Consider the following 17,950-nt stretch of genomic DNA (forward strand, 5'->3'; position numbering starts at 1 on the left):
TACAAGTCACAATTTACTGTGACTGCAAACACTCTTATCTATGATCTCAAATACAAATATGTATGATAAGAAACACAATTATTTAGGCTCGAAAATATAGATAATTAACAGATGTATGAAGATGATCTTGACAGCAACCATTCAGGCGAAAAAAGTATGAAAGCCATTGTAGCATTCATTGAACCCAAAAAGCAAGAGTTTGCAAAATTGCCCTTGTTTGACTTTCTAGCCAATAAACATATTCACGCGAATCAACGACTAATTTTTGCACCTGTACTCGCTCCTTTGGCTGTGGGATTGATCGATTTAAATAAATATGTGCTGCGAGAATCTTCTAGTAATAGCAAAGTTCAGGAACTCATTAATAAATATACTTATAAAAAAAATTATTACTGGCACGACTATCTAGAATACCTAGAGGAACTGGGCTTAAACCAATTAATGAGTTACGGCGATTTCCGACTGCTTTGGGGTGAAGAAACTAAAAAAACTCGATCGCTTTGTTCAGTGCTCGAACGCTACGCTTGGAAAGCGTCTCCCATTCAGAAATTGGTGTTAGTGGAAGCCCTCGAAGGAACGGCCCAAGTTTTTTTTGAAGCGGCGCTAGCAGTGGTAAAAGAATTACAGCCAATTACCCAAAAAGAATCTGTTGATTTTGGAGGAGGTTATGGGGGTTTAGAAAATTATCACATTTTAAACGCGCCAGAGATGTTGCAACTTTTAGCAGAGATAAAACTTACTAATGCGGAATGCCAAGCAGCTTTAGAATTAGCACAAAATGTATTTGAACTGTTTACAGAAGCGATGAACGAGCTGTTCCGACACAGCCAAACAAATTCTTGCAAGACTGTGCTGCAAATATCCTCAATTTCTGCCTTCGCTCATTGCGCGATCGACTGTCTCGATATTTGTTAGTTTAAACAATCACTAAATTATCTCGGTGTACGGCCGTTTCTACGCCTGCATAGCCTAAAATTTCAGCAATTTTGTCGGACTTGCAGCCCTGGATTTGTCTCAATTCTAAACTGCTATAATTCACAAGTCCTCTAGCAATTTGCTTGCCAGTTGCGTCGCACAACTGCACGGAATCATCAGCTTGAAATTCTCCTTCTACTTGAGCAATACCCGCAGCTAAAAGCGATTTTCCGCCCTGGGAAATTGCCTTGACAGCACCCGCGTCTAAATATAGTTTCCCTGCCGGAATTAGCACGTTAGCTATCCAGTGTTTGCGAGCGTTTACAGGGCGCGGTTGAGGCTCAAATTGAGTGCCGATCGACTCTCCGTTGAGTATTTTCTCGATATTACCAGGAAAGCAGCCGTCAGTGATGACTGTACGCACTCCCGATGCAGTTGCTATTCTCGCCGCTTCAATTTTTGTCACCATACCGCCGGTTCCCCAACCGCTGCGGGAATCTCCTGTTTGCACCTGAAATTCTGTGAGCTGTGCCATACTTTGGACTAGGGCGATCGGCTGCGCGTCTGGATTGCTGCGCGGATCGGCGGAATACAGCCGATCGACATCTGTGAGCACAAACAACCAATCTGCTTCTACCAAACTCGCTACTAGCGCCGAAAGCGTATCGTTATCGCCAAATTTGAGCTCGTCTACCGCCACAGTATCGTTTTCATTGACGATCGGAATCACGCCCAACCTGAGCAGTTGCTGAAAAGTATTGCAAGCGTTAACATAACCGTTACGCTGCACTAAATCGCCCCTGGTGAGCAATACTTGAGCGATCGGCTGTTGCAGAGTAGTAAACAAGTCATCGTACACCCGCATCAGCCGCCCTTGGCCCACAGCCGCCACAGCCTGTTTCAAAGCAATGTTTCGCGGGCGTTCCGTCAAACCCAAGCGCGCGCAGCCAACTCCAACCGCACCCGAAGAAACCAAAACTACTCGATGGCCTTGCTGCCGCAAATCAGCTAAAATTTCGACCAATGCACCAATAGTTGAAAGAGCTAAGTTTCCCGTAGTCGATCGAGTCAGCGTCGAAGTTCCTATTTTAACAACAATAGTTTGAGTCATTGGTTTGTTGACTGTTGACTGTTGACTGTTGACTGTTGACTGTTGACTGTTGTTTGTTGTCATTAGTTACCTATGCCCTATGCCCTATGCCCTATGCCCTATGCCCTATGCCCTATGCCCTATGCCCTATGCCCTGTGCCTATGCCCTATGCCCTATGCCCAATTTAATCTTTAATTTTCAGAGAAGCCCCCAAAGCTTGAGAAACCCAAACTTCAAAAGAGCGCACCGGATACTTGCGAAGCGCATACCCAGCATCAACCATTGGTTCCACTAAAATAGTAAACATACCCAAACGATTGCCTGCCAAAACATCAGTAAAAAGTCGATCGCCCACCATCGCCACTTGTTCCACCGGCAAATTCATTGCATTAATAGCCTTTCGCAACTTGCGGCGCGACGGCTTAGCCGCACCCGTGATGTAGGGTAGATTCAAAGACTCAGCAATCCGACCGATCCGAGTCTGACTTAAATTATTGCTCGCCAACCACAGCGATACCACGGGTTTTATTTCTTCCACCCACAGGGTGAGTTCAGGAGAAGCATTCATTGCTGTAATGGGAACGAGAGTTTCGTCCACATCCAAAACTAATCCTTTAATATTATATTTCTGCAGAATATCAGCCGTTAACTTCATGACTGAATCGCCGAGAACTAAGTCAGGCTGTAGTATTTTACCCCAAGTCATAATGATTTTAGATTTTAGGTTTAGATTGAGAAATAAGAAATTGGAAGTTAAAGATTAAAAAAGTAAAAAATCAAAAGTGAATAATTATTGCTTTTGCTTTGTGACTTTTGACTTTTTACTTTTGTATTAGTCATTGCCTATCTATTGAGTCGATCGCAACTGCTGGTCAACTTTAGCAATCGCAGCATCGTGTTCCGCCTGCGTGCGGCTAAAAATGTGAGTGCCGTCGTATCGAGCCATAAAGTACAGGTATTCTGTCTTTTCCGGAGTCAGAGTCGCTTCCAGACTTGCTATTCCCGGAGATGCGATCGGAGTTGGCGGCAGCCCTACATTGATATAAGTATTGTAAGGAGAAGGAGTTTCCACCTGCTTGAAAGTCAAAGGCTTTTCCTTCGTTTGCCTAATGCCGAGGGCGTATTCAACCGTCGGGTCAGAACCCAAAGGCATACCCTTATTCAGACGGTTGTTGAATACCCCAGAAATACGATTGCGCTCGCCCGCAACCACAGCCTCTTTTTCCACAATACTCGCCAGCGTCACCCACTCTTTCAAATCCAGCTTAGTATTCTTCTGATTTTTTTGATATATCGGCAAAGCCAACTCCTCGAAGCGACCGAGCATTTGCTTAATGACAGCTTGCGGGCTAATTGCATCGCCGTCTAGCTGATAAGTATCCGGGTACAAAAACCCTTCCAAGTGAGGCAGGCCGCTCGGCAGCCAAGGGTACTGAGCGTAGGGAACTTGACTCGCCACCGCCATAAAATCCTTAGCCGGGAAAAAACCTTGCGCTTCAAAATAAGCGCTCATTTGTTGCAGCGACCACCCTTCTGGAATCGTGAAACTCTGCTGTACGACTTCGCCCTTCCAAATTTTGTCAGCAACTGCACTCAGAGGCTGAGTCGGCGACAGTTTGTAAGTTCCTGCTTGAAAACCTCCCTCGCGGTTTTGCAGAGTCAGCCAGCGGGTCCACATATTCCATGCCGAGCTCGATCGAATCAACCCCGCAGCCTCTAAATCCCGCCCGATTTTTTGACTGGGAGTACCCTCCGGGATTTGAATCAAAACAGCAGCATCCTCTGGCGGAGAAGTTGACGTTTCAGCTATTTTAGGCGGGGCGGAAGCCCAGCTCCACCAAGCCCAGCCCTGCCAAGCGCAAACCCCCCAGATTGCCGGCAGCAACGCCAGATAAAACAACCATTTAGAGACTTGCGGAGTTCCTTTTCGGCTCTCGCGCGCGCTGCCTTTTGTCATTTGTTCTTTACTCATAGTCCGTTGTCCTGGATAAGCGGCGGTTAACTAGCGACTAATGACTGATGACCTGCGATTGATGACCGAAAAGTTAGGAATACAAGCCCTTTAAAAGACCCTATTCACGCGGCCCAATTCAAACGCCCGATCGCGAAGGCAGAAGCGGCCATCTCCAAAAAGTTCGATCGGGCGAGCAGTTTACTTTTTTATAAAATAGTAAAAAATTCTGCTTTTTGCCATCAGACCTTGTGTCTGCAATTAATCTCTAATCAAGATCGTCAAAGAACTGGTCTTCCAGCATAGGTAACATCGGTTCCAGCCTTTGGAACTCTTCTTCCGAAAGCAATTCTGGCTTGCCGTCGTCATCCATTCTAGCCAAGATAAAGAACGGGTCTAGAGGCGTATAAATTGCATATTCCTGTTCTTCGTGGTAGAAGCTGGTCAGCCACATCAGCTCCTCGAACTCGGACTCCTCATCCGGATCGGCATCGGATGCCATATCCTCTTCGGGAAATTCCGGCAATTCGCCAACCACAGTCAGCGTCACCGCCGTGCGTCGGAGCGTCAAGTTCTGCTCTTGCAGCACAACTTTAGCTGTATCAAAAATTTTGTCAATTTCGGCCTCGTCTTCTACAGGAATTGCTGCTTCGTCGTTATCGTCTCCCTGCCAAGTAAAAATTTCTACGGGCGAGTCAATTGGCAGCAGCAAAGCGTATTCTTGACCTTCTAGATTCATAGAATATTCTATGTTGCAAGTCAGCGATCGCCCAACTTCATCCGTCAGGGTGACGGACTCTTCGTTGGAATTGCCATTCTCTTTTTTGCGGTATGGGGATGAGGACATCGCGTGTATCTTATTTTCCGTCAATAATTCAGTAACGTTTGCTTGACAATGGGGAATTTTCGTGGCGATATTCTGGCTAAGTGGGCGATCGCCAGTCCACCAGCTTAAACCGCGAGACTCGCGGCCTTTTCCACAGGCGAGGAGTGCAGCGTTTAAATCTCAGTCGAGTCAGCAAGCGACACTGAGGACAAATCACGATTTTGTGCTTCTTCAGTACCGGGGTACAGCAGAATTTTCTCCAGTTTGTCAAGGGTTACAGGTGTGCGTAGCAAACTTGCACAACCAGGATATCACGCCTTTGTTACCAGCTATCAAGGATTGGGAGGGGCGCAGATATTTTGCCTCCGCTCGTCTAGCCACTGCTGCAAAATCAGGGCGGCTGCTTTGCGATCGATCGCACCCTTATTTTGCGACACCGAAATCCCTTGTGTTTTCATCAATTCCTCTGCCTCAACCGAAGTCAGGCGCTCGTCTACGTATTCTAGGGGGAGCTCTAAGGCTGTGGCGATGCGAGTAGCATATTTCTGCACTTGTCGGGCTTGAGTGCCTAATTCTCCGCTCAGGGAGTAGGGCAAGCCTGCAACCAAAATTTGAACTCTCCGCTCTCGCACGATTTCTCGGAGATAAGCTACGTCTCGATCGAAGGACGATCGTACCAGTGTTGTAATGCCCGTAGCTATTAAACCCGTGCCGTCACACCCGGCGATGCCGACTCGTTTGAGGCCGATATCTAATCCCAGAGCTGAAATCCATAATTTATCGTTGGACATTATCTATCAATCAATCAATTTTAGATTTTAGATTTTAGATTTTAGATTTTAGATTTTAGATTTACTGTTTTTTTGCGGAAATAATCTTATTTAACGAACCGCGAAGACGCGAAGAACGCGAAGGAGTAAGAGAAGAAAGTAAGAAGAAGATAGGTAATCTTAAGTTAAGTTCAATCAAAAGCAGAAGGAAGATTTTGGGGATTATGACCGAAAAAAGGAATTTATTGGATGATTAATTCTATTTTTTTCTGCCTTCTACCTTTTACCTTCTGCTTTTAACTATTAAGTATTAACTTTTCTCTTGGGAGCCTTCGTCTAGAGGCAATTCGGGCAATTTTAGAGGCAAAATGCTGCTGCTATCTGTTGCCGATGATTCGGAATTATGGAAGTTCAAGGGGTTAACTTGATTGGCTTGGCTGTTTCCTGAGTCAGACAACAGAGGTTTAATCTCGGAGGATGCGGGCCCGGCTGCTGCTTCCCCAGCCATCGGGCCGAGCCAGGACATCCGGCCCGGTACGGGTTTGCGAGTTGGCTGGAAGCTTTGCAACATTTCTGATAGCTGGAGTCCTTCGAGAGAGACCAACTTGGACTCGCGCAATTTGTGCCACACCGATCGAGACATCAGCAAACTGTGTTCCACGCGCACTGCTCCAAATTGCTCTAAATAAGCTTCCCGTTCCGGCTGATAGTCAGCGGAAGCCAGTTGCAGGCTTTGAACCGGGAAATCTTGAACGAGGCGCGCCATCTGGGACAGCAGTTCTGGGTACAGCCAAGTGTAGGCCGGGTGTACAGTCAACTGGGCGACGTGCGGTTGCTGGCCGTTGCGGGATAGCTGCACCTGAAAATAGCCGATCGCGGCTTTGCGCTGCGGTTCAAATACGTAACCGCTGACTACCTCGGTTTTGCCCAGCCACTGTCTGACACCTTCGACTAAAGCGCCGAAAAAACTGGTTTTGAAATCTTGAATGTGGCGATCGAATACTTGGCGCACCAGGGGCGGCATAGACGCGGTATCCAGTTGGTAGAGCAACTGAGCGTCGGCGTTGCTAACAGGCAGCAGGTTGGGCAAATCTGGCGTCGAGTTGGCCATTTCTTGCAGGCGTTCTGGGGCGATCGTCCAGTATGTCATCTGGGCCAAAGGCTGAAACCCGTTCTGCCGATACAAAGCCAAGGAAGTTTTGTCGCCGACATTCACTTCCAACAGCCACGTCCGCGCCTCCCAGACTGCCTCAAAGCAGTACCGCAGCAGCATGGAACCAATTCCTTTGCTGCGGGCTTCCGGGTCTACTCCTATGCGATCGATCCGCCAAGTGCTGCGGGTGCGGTTGAAAGGAGAAATCTGAATTATGCCCTTAACGCTCCCCTCTTCTTCGGCAACGTGGGCCCGGAACAGGGACTGACAAGGGTTGGGAAACAAGCTAAAAATCTTTAGCAGTCCGTACCAGCGGCGAATCTGCTGCAACTTTCTACCCAGTACCACGTCGCAGCTTGCGCCCTTGCGATTTTCTGGCTCGTCGGCTGTTTCCGCGCACAGTTGTTCCATCACCTCGATGTCGCGATACTGAAACGGGCGAATCACAACCTGGTTTTGGTTTTGGGAGGGAAATGAAGTCATAGCATAAAAGTGGAGAAGGGAAATTTAAAAATAAAAATTCAGAAAGGGGAAGAGTTAGGGAAGTTTTGAGTTTTGAGTGGGTAAATTTTGAGTTCAAAACTTATAACTTTTGATTCTTCTCCCTTTCTTGCGCGATCGAAAATTAAAAATTTCAAATCATCTTTTTGAATTTTTAATTTTCTCTTTTCAACTCAAGATTTTTGTGGCAGAGGTCGAATTAGAACGACCGGTGTTCGCTCGTCACCATTCCCGGCGGGGTTGCTTCGCAAAGCTTGCTCTAAGAATGTTACCGATAAATCGGAGGTCGCTGCTAATATCTTAACTGCTTTCAAGTCATTAGCGTCTACGATCGCCGCCGCAAGCCCGGTTTCTCGTTGAATTTCTTCTACAACTTGCTGGGGATTGTCTGGGCCCAGGACAATAAATTGGTCGAAGGGAGGCAAAGTCCCGGTAACGTCGTCGATGAGCCTGGCTTGTTCCCCTGCTAGTTGGTAAAAGACTCCCGGTTTGCCAAATATTTTGGCCACAGCGCCGATCGCAAATGCCGCTACTACGCGCCAAGGGCCTACTACATCAACCAACGTCTGCATCCCGCAAGCCGTGGCCAAACTCGATGTGGGCAAGAAAAACAAGCACACTCGCTTTGCCGCCCATCCTGGTTTGACTTCGCTGGGATGGCGGTAGCGTCCCTGCATCAAAGCTAGGGGAGTTTCTGCCAAGGCGACAATATCGCCTTTCTGGGCGCGCGGCAGCACGTACCGCTTGACTATTTCGACTGGATTGTCCAATTCGGCCAGTATGTGAGTGCGAATCGGCAAGACTTCTGCCACTCCGACATTTCTGGCGATGGGTACGGTGTCCGAGTTGGGAAATTGCAGGGGAACTACTACGTTACGGACTTTGGGGATGCGCCCGCCCGGGCCGTAGGTGACGAAGTGTACTTGCACCCAAGCTGATTGCAATTTGGTTAAATCTTGCCCTTGAATGTCTACAGAGACTTTAATTTTCGTGTTTTTTTGGGCTTTAACAATATAGCCGAACCAGTAATCGTCTGTTCTGGCTGCTGCCTCTTTGTGGCAAGGAATCACCTTTGTCTCGGAAGTAACGCCATCTAAACTTCCGTCAGACAGCAGTTTCACCTGCGCCCGCACTTCCGGCAACATAATCTCAAACCGCTGTGTCAGGTTGCGGAACTCCATTTCCCCGACTAAAAGATAGCGGTTGGGTTCCGAGATGGCTAAGTGCCATTCTCCTGCTGTTAGTTCTAGTTTATTTGGACTTCCAGTCCGGCGATAGTTCAACTCTAGGCCTAACCCGCCCAATGCTAGCAGCGAACCTGCTGCTGCGACTCCTGTTGCTAAAGTCTCGATCACTCTAATTACCGCCAATAATAATTTCTGTTTACTTTAGTCGATCTCTGTCACTTCGATCGACGATCCGGTAGTAATTGAAGTTTTGGGGGTTGTTGGGGGCGATCGAACTTATGCCCAATTACACGTAAGTGCGATCGCCTCTGGTGGCTAAAGCGGTCAAGTTGCTGTTCAAAGAGCTCTCCTCGTGAGTTAGATCGCTCCAAAATCTGGCGTTGCTTAATCAGGGTATGAAAAAAATCAGTTGAAAATCCCCAATCTTTGTGGATACTGGTTTCTCTGACTTGCATATTTAGCCTTTCCTACCGGAAATCAGCAACGTCTACAAAACAAATCACTTAATTCAATAATTAAATAGTTGCCATTTTTCTAAAAAATATTATTATCTATTTTTTTAAACGTTAAATTCTAAGCTGATAATCGACATTTTTTAGAAAATCTATTAATCATTTAATCTGTAAACAAGTATGTAGACAGGAGTCATTTTTGGATCGATCAGCTAAGACTGTTCCAGATGTGCGCTCCTCTTCGAGGGCTTCGCTAACGCGCGCCTCCAGCTTCTTCAAGGTCGAATGAACAGCGAGCCGCTAGCGCCCTAGTGGTCAGTACCTTTGAGAATCTACTTCTTAAGTAACAGTCAAAATCTAGTTCTTAGGCAGTACATTTTCTGAGAAGTATATAGTTAGCCTAGTAAGTGTAGCAGTAATACCCAAGGATATCTATGACTGATAATAAACAGCCTTTTAACCAGCCTGAAGCAAATCCTGACTTCCAGGAAAAGAAAGTTGACAATAGCGAGAACCAGCAGATTCAGGCTCAGACTAACGAAAATGCAGAATCACAGGAAGATCAATCATCAGGCTCAGGCATTGGTGCGAGGATAGCAGGAGCAGCAGTCGGTGGTATCCTAGGTGCTCGCTCTGGAGGCATTATTGGTGCTGTAGCAGGCTCAGTTGCTGGCGCTATGATTGGTAAAGGTACTGCTGATACTGTTAACCGTGCTGTAGATAATTTAGGGGATGCAGCACACACTGTAGCAGACGGTATTAAACACACTGTAGAAGAGCTAGGGACAGTAGTAAAGGAAACTGCTGAGGAAGTTAAACCATCTATCAAAGCTACAGCAGAAGCAGTCAAGGAGACTGTTGAGGAAACTAAGCCTTCGATTAAAAGTATCGCCGAATCTGTCGATCAGACAGTTAAGGAAGTCAAGCCTTCTGTAGTAGATGCAGTCAAGAGCGCATCCGAGGAAGTCACACCTACGATTAGAGAAGTAAAAGATTCAGTCAAGCAGACAGTCGAAGGTGTCAAGCCTTCTATACAAAGTGCAGCGGACTCTATTAAGAGTACTGCTGATGAAGTTAAGCCTTCTGTCAAAGCTGTAGCTCAGGAAATTGAGGGTGCCACTCAGGATCTTAGATCGACTGTAAAAGATACAGCGAAGGCAGTTGAGCCATCTATAAAAAGTGCCGCCGAATCGCTTAAGTCATCTGGCCAGAGTGCCGCTGAATCAATTAAGTCATCTGCTCAAAGCGCCGCCGAATCTGCTAAAGGTGCAGCGCAGGATGTTAAGTCATCTGCCCAAAATGCTGCCGAATCTGCTAAAGGTGCAGCGCAGGATGTTAAGCAGGATGTTAAGTCATCTGCCCAAAATGCTGTCGAATCTGCTAAAGGTGCAGCGCAGGATGTTAAGTCATCTGCCCAAAATGCAACCCCATCTCCTCAAGGTGCAGCGCATGATTTTAAATCATCTGCCCAAAATGCAGCCGAATCTGCTAAACCTCCAGTGCCTGATTTTAGGTCCCCTGCCCAAAATGCAACCCCATCCCCTCAAGGTGCAGCGCATGATTTTAAATCATCTGCCCAAAATGCAGCCGAATCTGCTAAAGGTGCAGCGCACGATGTTAAGTCATCTGCCCAATATCTAGCCGAATCCGCCGCAGAGGAAAATAAGGATAGTGATATTCACATCTCGGGCAGTCCTGAACTCAAGGACAAAGTGGTCATTAATGACAAGAGAATCATTAAGGACTAGGTAAAGTAAGGGCTTAACTCCAGCTTGTTAAAGCTAGCCCTAAGAGAGTTTAACAGAGAGTGGATCTTAGAAAAGAGTCCACTCTTTTCTGTTTAGGAGGAATGCGATCGCCTAGGGTTTAACGGAGAGTCTATTTATTGAGGAACTCTCCTCCTGAAAAAGGAGAGATTCCGTTCAGAGTTCATAATAGGTTGTAGCCATTTGGCGTAACTGCTCACCGCAACAAAGTTGCAGCCAGCAGTTACACTTTAACTGAGAGTGCGCCACTTAATATTTACTTACATAGTTATGAATTTTTCCACCGACTTACTTAGAGTGAAACTTTGTTTGGCGCTAAAACTGTTAAGGCTTTGAGTGTTGTGGCTCTTGGGGGCGAAGATACGGAAATATTTGTGTGGGAGGCGAACAATTTCTCGACTACGGGCAGAAGTGGTTAAAACTGCTAAAGTTTTTTGTAGAAAAAGCTGCTTGATAAATCGAGAAATAGTTAGGGTCAAGCTGATGTGGCCAGTTCAACCCCTAACTATTTAATATCCAAATTGCAAAGTCACAGAAGCTTCTACCTGCTGTTCCCCTCCCACCACAGGCGTTGTAGCGTCAGCAGCAGCCATGCGAGCACCAGCCAATTGCCGATACATTGGAGGCGGCGCGATCGCACCGTTGACTTGAATGCCCAGAATCTCTCCCCGCTTCAGGTTGAGCGCGCTAAAGACTGCATCCGCTTGCGCTTGAGCATCTTGAGTTGCTTTGCGGAGTGCTTGTTTTCGAGCAGATTCGATCGCACTATCGGCAGCGACAAAACTCACGCCGTCGATGCGTGTGGCTCCGGCATTCACCGCATCGTCAAGCAAAGTGCCGGCAGATGCAGTATTAATCCGAAAACTGACGGTATTCGTCGCCGTATAGCCCGTCAAGCGCTGTTGGTTGTTGTCGAAGTTATAAATGGGATTGAGGGAGATGCCGGCAGTTTCGAGTTTTTCGACTTGGCGCGATCGCAGCAACTCTACCACAGCCGACGATCGCCTCGCCGCTTCCTGCTGCACCTCGGCCGCCGTTTTCCCCTGCACCTCAACCCCCAGTCGCACTTGTGTTTGAGTTGTGGGAATCGCTTCCACACCCCGCCCAGTAACAGTCAACGTTCTGATCCGCTGTTCTTGAGCAGCCGCCGGATCTAATCTCACAAAACTCACGAGAGTTAAGGTTAAACACAACGCTGTTACCAGACTGCGGAAGTTAATGCGATCGCGCGATCGTAAAGTTGAATTCATAAATTTGATTCTCCTCACATACAACAGATGCTATACTTTACCTTCCCACTGAAATTGCTAAATATCCGGGTTGTTACATTTTTAGCAACTAAAAAAATAGTCCGTACTTCTGAATAAATTATGAGTTATTATGATGTCCGCAGGACGCTCCCCTAAAAAATTGGTGTTCTGGGTAAAATAAGAGGTTTGGCAACGATAAATATAGAAACCCACCCAGTTTATGACACTCCGACGCAACTACTATTTCATTTTAAATAAATTTTAAAAATGATAAAATTTTTAAAAAATGCAATCCTTAAAACAAGTTGCCCGCCGACTCAAAAAAGAAACTTACGCTGTTTATTTAGCAAGTACAGACCAGAGAGTACCTTGGTACGCCAGAATTTTAGCAGGCCTTACGGTTGCCTACGCTTTTAGCCCGATCGACTTAATTCCTGACTTCATACCGGTTCTCGGCTACTTGGACGATTTGATAATTGTACCTTTGGGAATTTGGCTGGTACTGAAGATGATTCCGCCAGAGGTTTTAGCCGAGTGTCGGGAAAAAGCAGCCGCAGAAATAGAGCGAGGAAAACCGATAAATCGGGCTGCCGCTGTTGTGATTATTGCCATTTGGATTGGCTTGGGAATATTAGCAGCAATGTGGCTAACACGGATATTTAAACGTTAAAAAAAATCACCTATCTAGTTATTGTGTAGGGTGCGCGCCGAGCACCTTACCTTAAACAACTCGCTAGGCCAAAAAATATTTAAAGTTCAAAAAATCACCTTTCTCGTTATAATATAGGGTGCGCTAGGCGCACCTTACGTTAAAAAAACTCGCGGTATCGCATACCAAGTATTATTTACCCCTTAAAAAATTAAACTAACTTTCTAGCTATGACTCAAACCACTGATTTCCTCAGCCACCTCAACCCATCTCAGCGCCAAGCAGTCGCCCATTATAACGGGCCGCTGTTAGTAGTAGCGGGCGCTGGTTCCGGCAAAACCCGAGCTCTAACTTACCGAGTTGCTAACTTAGTTCGCACCCATCGAGTCGATCCTGAAAATATTCTGGCGGTGACATTTACAAATAAAGCCGCCAGGGAGATGAAAGAAAGAATTGAGAAATTGCTGGCCACTCAGCAAGCTGAAGCGGAATATGGCAAACCTTTGGTAGACTTAGCCCCGAATGTGCAAACCAAATTGCGATCGCACATTTACCAAAGAATTACCAAGCACATTTGGATGGGAACTTTCCACTCTTTGTGCAGCCGCATTCTCCGCTACGATATTGAAAAATACCAAGACGAAAAAGGCCGCAAGTGGCAGAAAAACTTTTCGATTTTTGATGAATCAGATGCTCAAGGTATCGTCAAACAAATTGTTACCAAAACACTGAACCTAGACGACAAGAAATTTGACCCGCGAAAAGTCCGCTATGTCATCAGCAACGCTAAAAATAAAGGCTTGTCGCCTCAAGAATACCAAGCAGCAGAACCGGATTACAGAGGTCGCGTGATTGCCGATGTTTACAGTCGCTACCAAGACGCTTTAGCAGCCAACAATGCCCTAGATTTTGACGATTTAATCCTCGTTCCCGTTAAACTTTTGAGCCAAAACGAGCAAGTATTAAGTTACTGGCATAAAAAGTTTTGCCATATTTTAGTTGACGAATACCAAGATACCAACCGCACTCAATACGATTTGATTCGGATGTTGGTGACAAATAACGCCGACCCGAAAAGCTTCGATAAATGGCAAAACCGCTCAATTTTTGTCGTGGGCGATGTCGATCAATCAATTTACAGCTTTCGGATGGCAGATTATACCATATTGCTGGAATTTCAAGAGGATTTCGGAGACGGTTTGTCCGACGAAAAAACTCGGACAATGGTAAAATTAGAGGAAAATTATCGATCGCGCGAAAACATCCTGCAAGTGGCGAACCACTTGATCGAACACAATACCGAACGCATCGAGAAAATTCTGCGCCCGACTCGCGAACCGGGAGCTCCGATTGTTGTCTGGCGCGCCGACAACGAATTAGATGAAGCGGAATTTGTAGCGGGTCAAATTCATTCCTTGAAGCGCCAAAATTCCGAATACGAAAACGGCAGTAACTTTGCGATTCTCTACCGCACAAACGCTCAATCTCGCTCTTTTGAAGAAGCGTTAATGCGTTTAGACATTCCTTACAATATTGTCGGCGGCCTGAAGTTTTACGATCGCAAAGAAATCAAAGATATCCTAGCATACCTGCGGGCGCTTGCCAATCCCGACGATAGCGTCAGCCTCAAACGCATCATCAATACTCCGCGTCGCGGCATTGGGGATACCACATTTTCCAAAATCGAAGACGCTGCAACTCAGTTAGGCATTCCGTTGTGGGAAATCCTCAGCGATGAATCTTCTGTCAATACTCTAGCAGGGCGATCGGCAAAAGCTATTATAAAGTTTGCCGAAATGATTGGTCGTTGGCAATCGCAAGTTGAAACCCTGCCCGCTTCGCAAATTGTCCAAGGAATTATCGAAGATTCAGGCTACATTCAAGATTTGAAGAATCAAGGAACCGAAGAAGCCGAAAATCGGATAGAAAACGTCAGAGAATTGTACAATGCAGTGCTACAATTTGAAGAACAAAACGAAGAACCGACGCTGACATCATTTTTAGCAAAAGCATCTTTAGCATCCGATTTAGATGACTTGCAGGAAGAAGATTCCCGCGTGTCGCTGATGACGCTGCACTCCGCCAAAGGGTTAGAATTTCCCGTAGTATTTCTAGTCGGAATGGAACAGGGTTTATTTCCCAATTTCCGCAGTTTGGACGACCCGAAAGCGATCGAAGAAGAACGCCGTTTGTGCTACGTCGGCATCACTCGCGCCCAGGAATTGCTATTTCTCACCCACACTCGCGAACGCCGCTTGTGGGGAGGTTTCCGGGAACACTGCACCCCTTCGCTATTCTTAGGAGAATTGCCGACACATTTGCTGGCTGGAAGTGCGAAGAAAACTCCAGCGGGGAAAACGGCTGCATCTAAGGGAAAAAGTAATAATTCAGCAGCTACTTCCGGGAGTTCTCAACCGGGAAACAATGGACAATCGGCGGATTGGCAAACGGGCGATCGGGTTTTTCATCATGCTTTTGGAGTTGGAGAAATTACGCACGTTTTAGGGGCGGGCGACAAAATTAATTTGGCAATTAAGTTTTCGGGTTTGGGCAGAAAAATTATCGATCCGAGAACAGCTAAGTTGCAGCGAGTGTAAGAGAAAATCCGGCGTTTTAAACCGCGTCTATACAGGCAAAACCTAGAATAGCGGCTTGAAGAATGGGCGGTGAAAATGCGGTAAAAATTACGTTTTTATCTTTAGTCCATGTCGGGAACCTCGTTTGTGTAGACGCGGTTTCAACCTTCGTTTTATCTAAGTAAAAAGTAGAAATAAAAACCTAAACTCTTATGTCTTACAGTCAATTTACGACTATCGGCAAGGTTAAAGAAGCCTTCAATCTTACAGTAGTGGAAGGAATCAGATTTCTGCCGGAAATCGAACCGATCGCACCCGCAACAGCATTGCAAACCATGCTGGAGACAAATTTGCCTTGGGCGATCGCCACTAGCACCGAAAAAGCCCGTTCTGAAGCTATTATTAACCCTGTATTGCTAGAAGTTCGCAGGATTCTGAACCAACAAATCAGCGTGTTTTCGGGTGAGGAATTTAATGTTGATGTAGCTGTTGGACTTACAGGAGTTTGCGATTTTATCATCAGCCGTTCCCCGGAACAATTAGACGTTGAGGCCCCGGTAATTGTGATGGTGGAAGCTAAAAAAGGAGATTTGAAAGTTGGTTTGGGTCAATGTATGGCTGAAATGGTGGCGGCCCAGAGATTTAATGAAGCCAAAGGGCGATCGATTTCCGTCATTTACGGCAGCGTTTCCAGCGGCACAGCTTGGCGGTTTCTCAAGTTGGAAGGGCAAATAGTAACGATCGATCTTACCGATTATCCGCTACCTCCAGTAGATAAAATATTGGGATTTTTAGTGTGGATGGTGGGCGAAAATTAGCATTATATCCCCATCGCACCCCGCATCGCCAACAGCGCCACCCCATAAGCAGCAGCAGTATGAATTGGCGTTTCAACAGGCACTTTTAAATAACGCTGTCTAATCGCACTCCAAACCGCATTTTTTGCCCCGCCGCCAGCAGTATAAACTTTTGTCAAAGGAGTTGCACCCAATTCTTGAAATAATTGATATCCCCGCGCTTCAATCCGCGCTATGCTTTCTAGCAAACCGTGCAGAAATTCCACTGAATCAGTTGGACGCGGTTCGAGTCTGGGCGCCAAATTCGGGTCATTAATCGGAAAGCGATCGCCCTTTTTCAACAATGGGTAATAATCCAGCAAACTCTCTTGTGCTGGATCAATTTGTGTACTATAATTATCCAACTCAACATCACTAAAAAAGTGTCGCAGCACCGCACCTCCGGTATTAGAAGCACCTCCAACTAACCACAAATCGCCTAATTTATGACTGTAAATCCCGTATCTAGAATCATCTACGCGGGTATGACTTAACAGTTTGACTGCTAGTGTAGAACCGAGAGAAGTTACTGCTTCCCCTGGTAAAGTGACACCGCTTGCTAAAAACGCTGCAATGCTATCGGTTGTGCCAGCACAAATCATACAATCGCGGGGAAAACCGAAGCGATCGCCCACTTGAGCTCTCACTTCCCCCACAGGCGTGCCCGGTGCGACAACTTGCGGCAATTCAGGTGTTGCAGCGCCAGCAATTCCCTGTGTCAGCCAATTCGGATAGCACAAAGTATCAACATCGAAACCGAGTTTCAAAGCATTGTGATAGTCGCTAATTCCCAATTTTCCGTGCAGCAGAAAAGCCAGCCAGTCAGCTTGATGCAGGAAAACCGTAGGGGCGGTGCCCCCGTGCCCGCCCTCCTGCAACCAGAGGAGTTTAGCCAGACTTGATGTAGCGCTCAATACTGTGTGGTTATCCGGGGCGATCGCCCGCAACCTTTCTGTCACCGCTGCACCGCGCCCATCATTGTATAAAATCGGCTCGCATACTGGTATACCGTCGGTATTGCACAGCATGACAGTGGAAGATGTGCCGTCAAGGGCGATCGCCCTTACCTGATTGCGGATTGTTGGGGGAATTTGCTCGATCGAATCCCACAGCGCATTTTGCCACACCGAGGGCAATTCAGGCTGTTGTTGCCCGTTGTTAGCAAAAGTATATTCTGTCTCACAATGTATTGTACCCTGGGAGTCTATGACAGTCGATCGCGCGCCCGTGGTGCCGAAATCTATTCCCAAATAAAGATTCATTTACAACTCCCACGAATTTTCCTATATCTCAGAAACCGGGTTTTTTTACGAAAATCTTTCGTTGTCACCCACAGATTAGGTAAAACCCGGTTTCTTTGGCATTAGTGCGTAAGTTCATGGCTTAAGCATGGGGGCTAGAAACCCGGTTTCTACGAGTTTTGCGTTGAGTGACGAGAAATCTAGAAAGAAACCGGGTTTCTGAGATTATCGTGCTTCTACATAGTCACAAAGCGTAGTTGGTTCGGGAATCGGTAAACCTTCTTCTCGCAATCCTTCTAAGTGAAATTCGATCGCTTCTTTAATTTGCTGCTGTACTTCCGCAAGGGTAGCGCCTGTGGCTGCACATCCCGGTAAATCGGGTGGATATGCTGAATAGTTATTCGGTGTTTTTTCAATGACAATGGCATAACGCATCATTTTATCTCGAATTTAGAGTAGATTAGGATTTACGCACTGACCAAAGAAACCGGGTTTTTACCGAATCTGCTGACTACAACCAAATATTTGGTAAAAAACCCGGTTTCTGAACCCTAAACAGTTTGTGTTAGCCAATTGCTATGACCCGAATTTCGCAAGTCTGTTGTTTGAAGAGTAACCCCCGCGTAGCAGGTAATGAAATGACCAAAAGCCGATAACTTCGTAGAAAAAGGTTCTCAAAAAAAGAATTGACAAAGGGCTGAAATAGCTATAGATTACAACTTACAGTTCTCGATGCGAGAGAAGGAAATACGCGGGCGGGGGGGGGGGGGGGGGGGGGGGGGGGGG

The 17,950-nt window shown here is 46.5% G+C and carries 15 protein-coding genes; 5 read left to right on the plus strand and 10 right to left on the minus strand.

Translation table 11 applies throughout. The features are described from left to right. Nucleotides 1-156 precede the first annotated feature (156 nt). Nucleotides 157-915 carry a hypothetical protein gene (locus tag QUB14_RS14985; RefSeq protein WP_333217776.1) on the plus strand — a complete coding sequence of 253 codons (759 nt, stop codon included), beginning with the start codon at nucleotides 157-159 and terminating at the stop codon, nucleotides 913-915. A 1-nt stretch (nucleotide 916) separates the two neighbouring features. Here the strand turns inward: QUB14_RS14985 and proB are convergent, their stop codons facing one another. The 7 genes from proB to QUB14_RS15020 all read right to left on the minus strand — a co-directional run bounded on the left by proB (nucleotide 917) and on the right by QUB14_RS15020 (nucleotide 8,562). After that, a complete protein-coding gene (gene proB, locus QUB14_RS14990; RefSeq protein ID WP_333217789.1) occupies nucleotides 917-2,026 on the minus strand; it encodes a glutamate 5-kinase in 1,110 nt (369 codons plus the stop codon). Between the two features lie 164 nt (nucleotides 2,027-2,190). Further along, complete coding sequence (locus tag QUB14_RS14995) at nucleotides 2,191-2,712, minus strand: YqeG family HAD IIIA-type phosphatase (RefSeq protein WP_333217777.1); 522 nt, start codon at nucleotides 2,710-2,712, stop codon at nucleotides 2,191-2,193. A gap of 141 nt (nucleotides 2,713-2,853) precedes the next feature. Beyond that, nucleotides 2,854-3,978, minus strand: coding sequence for an endolytic transglycosylase MltG (gene mltG / locus QUB14_RS15000; RefSeq protein ID WP_333217778.1), 1,125 nt, complete (start codon nucleotides 3,976-3,978; stop codon nucleotides 2,854-2,856). Nucleotides 3,979-4,225: 247 nt separating this feature from the next. Beyond that, complete coding sequence (locus QUB14_RS15005) at nucleotides 4,226-4,804, minus strand: DUF3727 domain-containing protein (protein ID WP_333217779.1); 579 nt, start codon at nucleotides 4,802-4,804, stop codon at nucleotides 4,226-4,228. Between the two features lie 311 nt (nucleotides 4,805-5,115). Continuing rightward, nucleotides 5,116-5,574 carry a Holliday junction resolvase RuvX gene (ruvX, locus tag QUB14_RS15010; protein ID WP_190658725.1) on the minus strand — a complete coding sequence of 153 codons (459 nt, stop codon included), beginning with the start codon at nucleotides 5,572-5,574 and terminating at the stop codon, nucleotides 5,116-5,118. A gap of 289 nt (nucleotides 5,575-5,863) precedes the next feature. Continuing rightward, the gene (locus QUB14_RS15015) at nucleotides 5,864-7,189 is read right to left on the minus strand and encodes a GNAT family N-acetyltransferase (protein ID WP_333217780.1); all 1,326 of its coding nucleotides are present in this window, start codon (nucleotides 7,187-7,189) and stop codon (nucleotides 5,864-5,866) included. Between the two features lie 191 nt (nucleotides 7,190-7,380). Further along, nucleotides 7,381-8,562 (minus strand): F420-0:Gamma-glutamyl ligase, encoded by a 1,182-nt coding sequence (locus tag QUB14_RS15020; RefSeq protein ID WP_333217781.1) that lies wholly within the window; start codon nucleotides 8,560-8,562, stop codon nucleotides 7,381-7,383. Between the two features lie 718 nt (nucleotides 8,563-9,280). On the opposite strand from QUB14_RS15020, the gene QUB14_RS15025 reads away from it, so the two are divergent. Further along, the gene (locus tag QUB14_RS15025) at nucleotides 9,281-10,594 is read left to right on the plus strand and encodes a DUF6861 domain-containing protein (RefSeq protein WP_333217782.1); all 1,314 of its coding nucleotides are present in this window, start codon (nucleotides 9,281-9,283) and stop codon (nucleotides 10,592-10,594) included. A 527-nt stretch (nucleotides 10,595-11,121) separates the two neighbouring features. On the opposite strand, the gene QUB14_RS15030 is transcribed toward QUB14_RS15025, so the two are convergent. Beyond that, on the minus strand, nucleotides 11,122-11,862 hold the full coding sequence (locus QUB14_RS15030) for an SIMPL domain-containing protein (protein ID WP_333217783.1): 741 nt from the start codon (nucleotides 11,860-11,862) through the stop codon (nucleotides 11,122-11,124). Nucleotides 11,863-12,148: 286 nt separating this feature from the next. Between QUB14_RS15030 and QUB14_RS15035 the strand changes: the two genes are divergently transcribed. The 3 genes from QUB14_RS15035 to QUB14_RS15045 all read left to right on the plus strand — a co-directional run bounded on the left by QUB14_RS15035 (nucleotide 12,149) and on the right by QUB14_RS15045 (nucleotide 15,905). Beyond that, nucleotides 12,149-12,532 carry a YkvA family protein gene (locus QUB14_RS15035; RefSeq protein ID WP_333217784.1) on the plus strand — a complete coding sequence of 128 codons (384 nt, stop codon included), beginning with the start codon at nucleotides 12,149-12,151 and terminating at the stop codon, nucleotides 12,530-12,532. A gap of 209 nt (nucleotides 12,533-12,741) precedes the next feature. Continuing rightward, a complete protein-coding gene (gene pcrA, locus QUB14_RS15040; protein ID WP_333217785.1) occupies nucleotides 12,742-15,108 on the plus strand; it encodes a DNA helicase PcrA in 2,367 nt (788 codons plus the stop codon). A gap of 191 nt (nucleotides 15,109-15,299) precedes the next feature. Continuing rightward, a complete protein-coding gene (locus tag QUB14_RS15045) occupies nucleotides 15,300-15,905 on the plus strand; it encodes a hypothetical protein (protein ID WP_333217786.1) in 606 nt (201 codons plus the stop codon). Between the two features lie 2 nt (nucleotides 15,906-15,907). Here QUB14_RS15045 and QUB14_RS15050 read toward each other — a convergent pair whose 3' ends face one another. Next, nucleotides 15,908-17,185, minus strand: a complete 1,278-nt coding sequence (locus QUB14_RS15050) for an FGGY-family carbohydrate kinase (protein ID WP_333217787.1) — start codon at nucleotides 17,183-17,185, stop codon at nucleotides 15,908-15,910. 204 nt (nucleotides 17,186-17,389) lie between these two features. Further along, nucleotides 17,390-17,602: a type II toxin-antitoxin system HicB family antitoxin gene (locus tag QUB14_RS15055; protein WP_333217788.1), complete on the minus strand. Its 213-nt coding sequence runs from the start codon at nucleotides 17,600-17,602 to the stop codon at nucleotides 17,390-17,392. Nucleotides 17,603-17,950 lie beyond the last annotated feature (348 nt).

Source organism: Microcoleus sp. B3-D2 (assembly GCF_036705345.1).
In the GTDB taxonomy this organism is placed as follows: Bacteria; Cyanobacteriota; Cyanobacteriia; order Cyanobacteriales; family Microcoleaceae; genus Microcoleus.

Excerpts from the sequence above, each read along its gene's own strand:
- QUB14_RS14985 (WP_333217776.1), top strand. The coding sequence starts at position 157 with ATGAAAGCCATTGTAGCATTCATTGAACCCAAAAAGCAAGAGTTTGCA.
- proB (WP_333217789.1), bottom strand. The coding sequence starts at position 2,026 with ATGACTCAAACTATTGTTGTTAAAATAGGAACTTCGACGCTGACTCGA.
- QUB14_RS14995 (WP_333217777.1), bottom strand. The coding sequence starts at position 2,712 with ATGACTTGGGGTAAAATACTACAGCCTGACTTAGTTCTCGGCGATTCA.
- mltG (WP_333217778.1), bottom strand. The coding sequence starts at position 3,978 with ATGAGTAAAGAACAAATGACAAAAGGCAGCGCGCGCGAGAGCCGAAAA.
- QUB14_RS15005 (WP_333217779.1), bottom strand. The coding sequence starts at position 4,804 with ATGTCCTCATCCCCATACCGCAAAAAAGAGAATGGCAATTCCAACGAA.
- ruvX (WP_190658725.1), bottom strand. The coding sequence starts at position 5,574 with ATGTCCAACGATAAATTATGGATTTCAGCTCTGGGATTAGATATCGGC.
- QUB14_RS15015 (WP_333217780.1), bottom strand. The coding sequence starts at position 7,189 with ATGACTTCATTTCCCTCCCAAAACCAAAACCAGGTTGTGATTCGCCCG.
- QUB14_RS15025 (WP_333217782.1), top strand. The coding sequence starts at position 9,281 with ATGACTGATAATAAACAGCCTTTTAACCAGCCTGAAGCAAATCCTGAC.
- QUB14_RS15030 (WP_333217783.1), bottom strand. The coding sequence starts at position 11,862 with ATGAATTCAACTTTACGATCGCGCGATCGCATTAACTTCCGCAGTCTG.
- QUB14_RS15035 (WP_333217784.1), top strand. The coding sequence starts at position 12,149 with ATGCAATCCTTAAAACAAGTTGCCCGCCGACTCAAAAAAGAAACTTAC.
- pcrA (WP_333217785.1), top strand. The coding sequence starts at position 12,742 with ATGACTCAAACCACTGATTTCCTCAGCCACCTCAACCCATCTCAGCGC.
- QUB14_RS15045 (WP_333217786.1), top strand. The coding sequence starts at position 15,300 with ATGTCTTACAGTCAATTTACGACTATCGGCAAGGTTAAAGAAGCCTTC.
- QUB14_RS15050 (WP_333217787.1), bottom strand. The coding sequence starts at position 17,185 with ATGAATCTTTATTTGGGAATAGATTTCGGCACCACGGGCGCGCGATCG.
- QUB14_RS15055 (WP_333217788.1), bottom strand. The coding sequence starts at position 17,602 with ATGATGCGTTATGCCATTGTCATTGAAAAAACACCGAATAACTATTCA.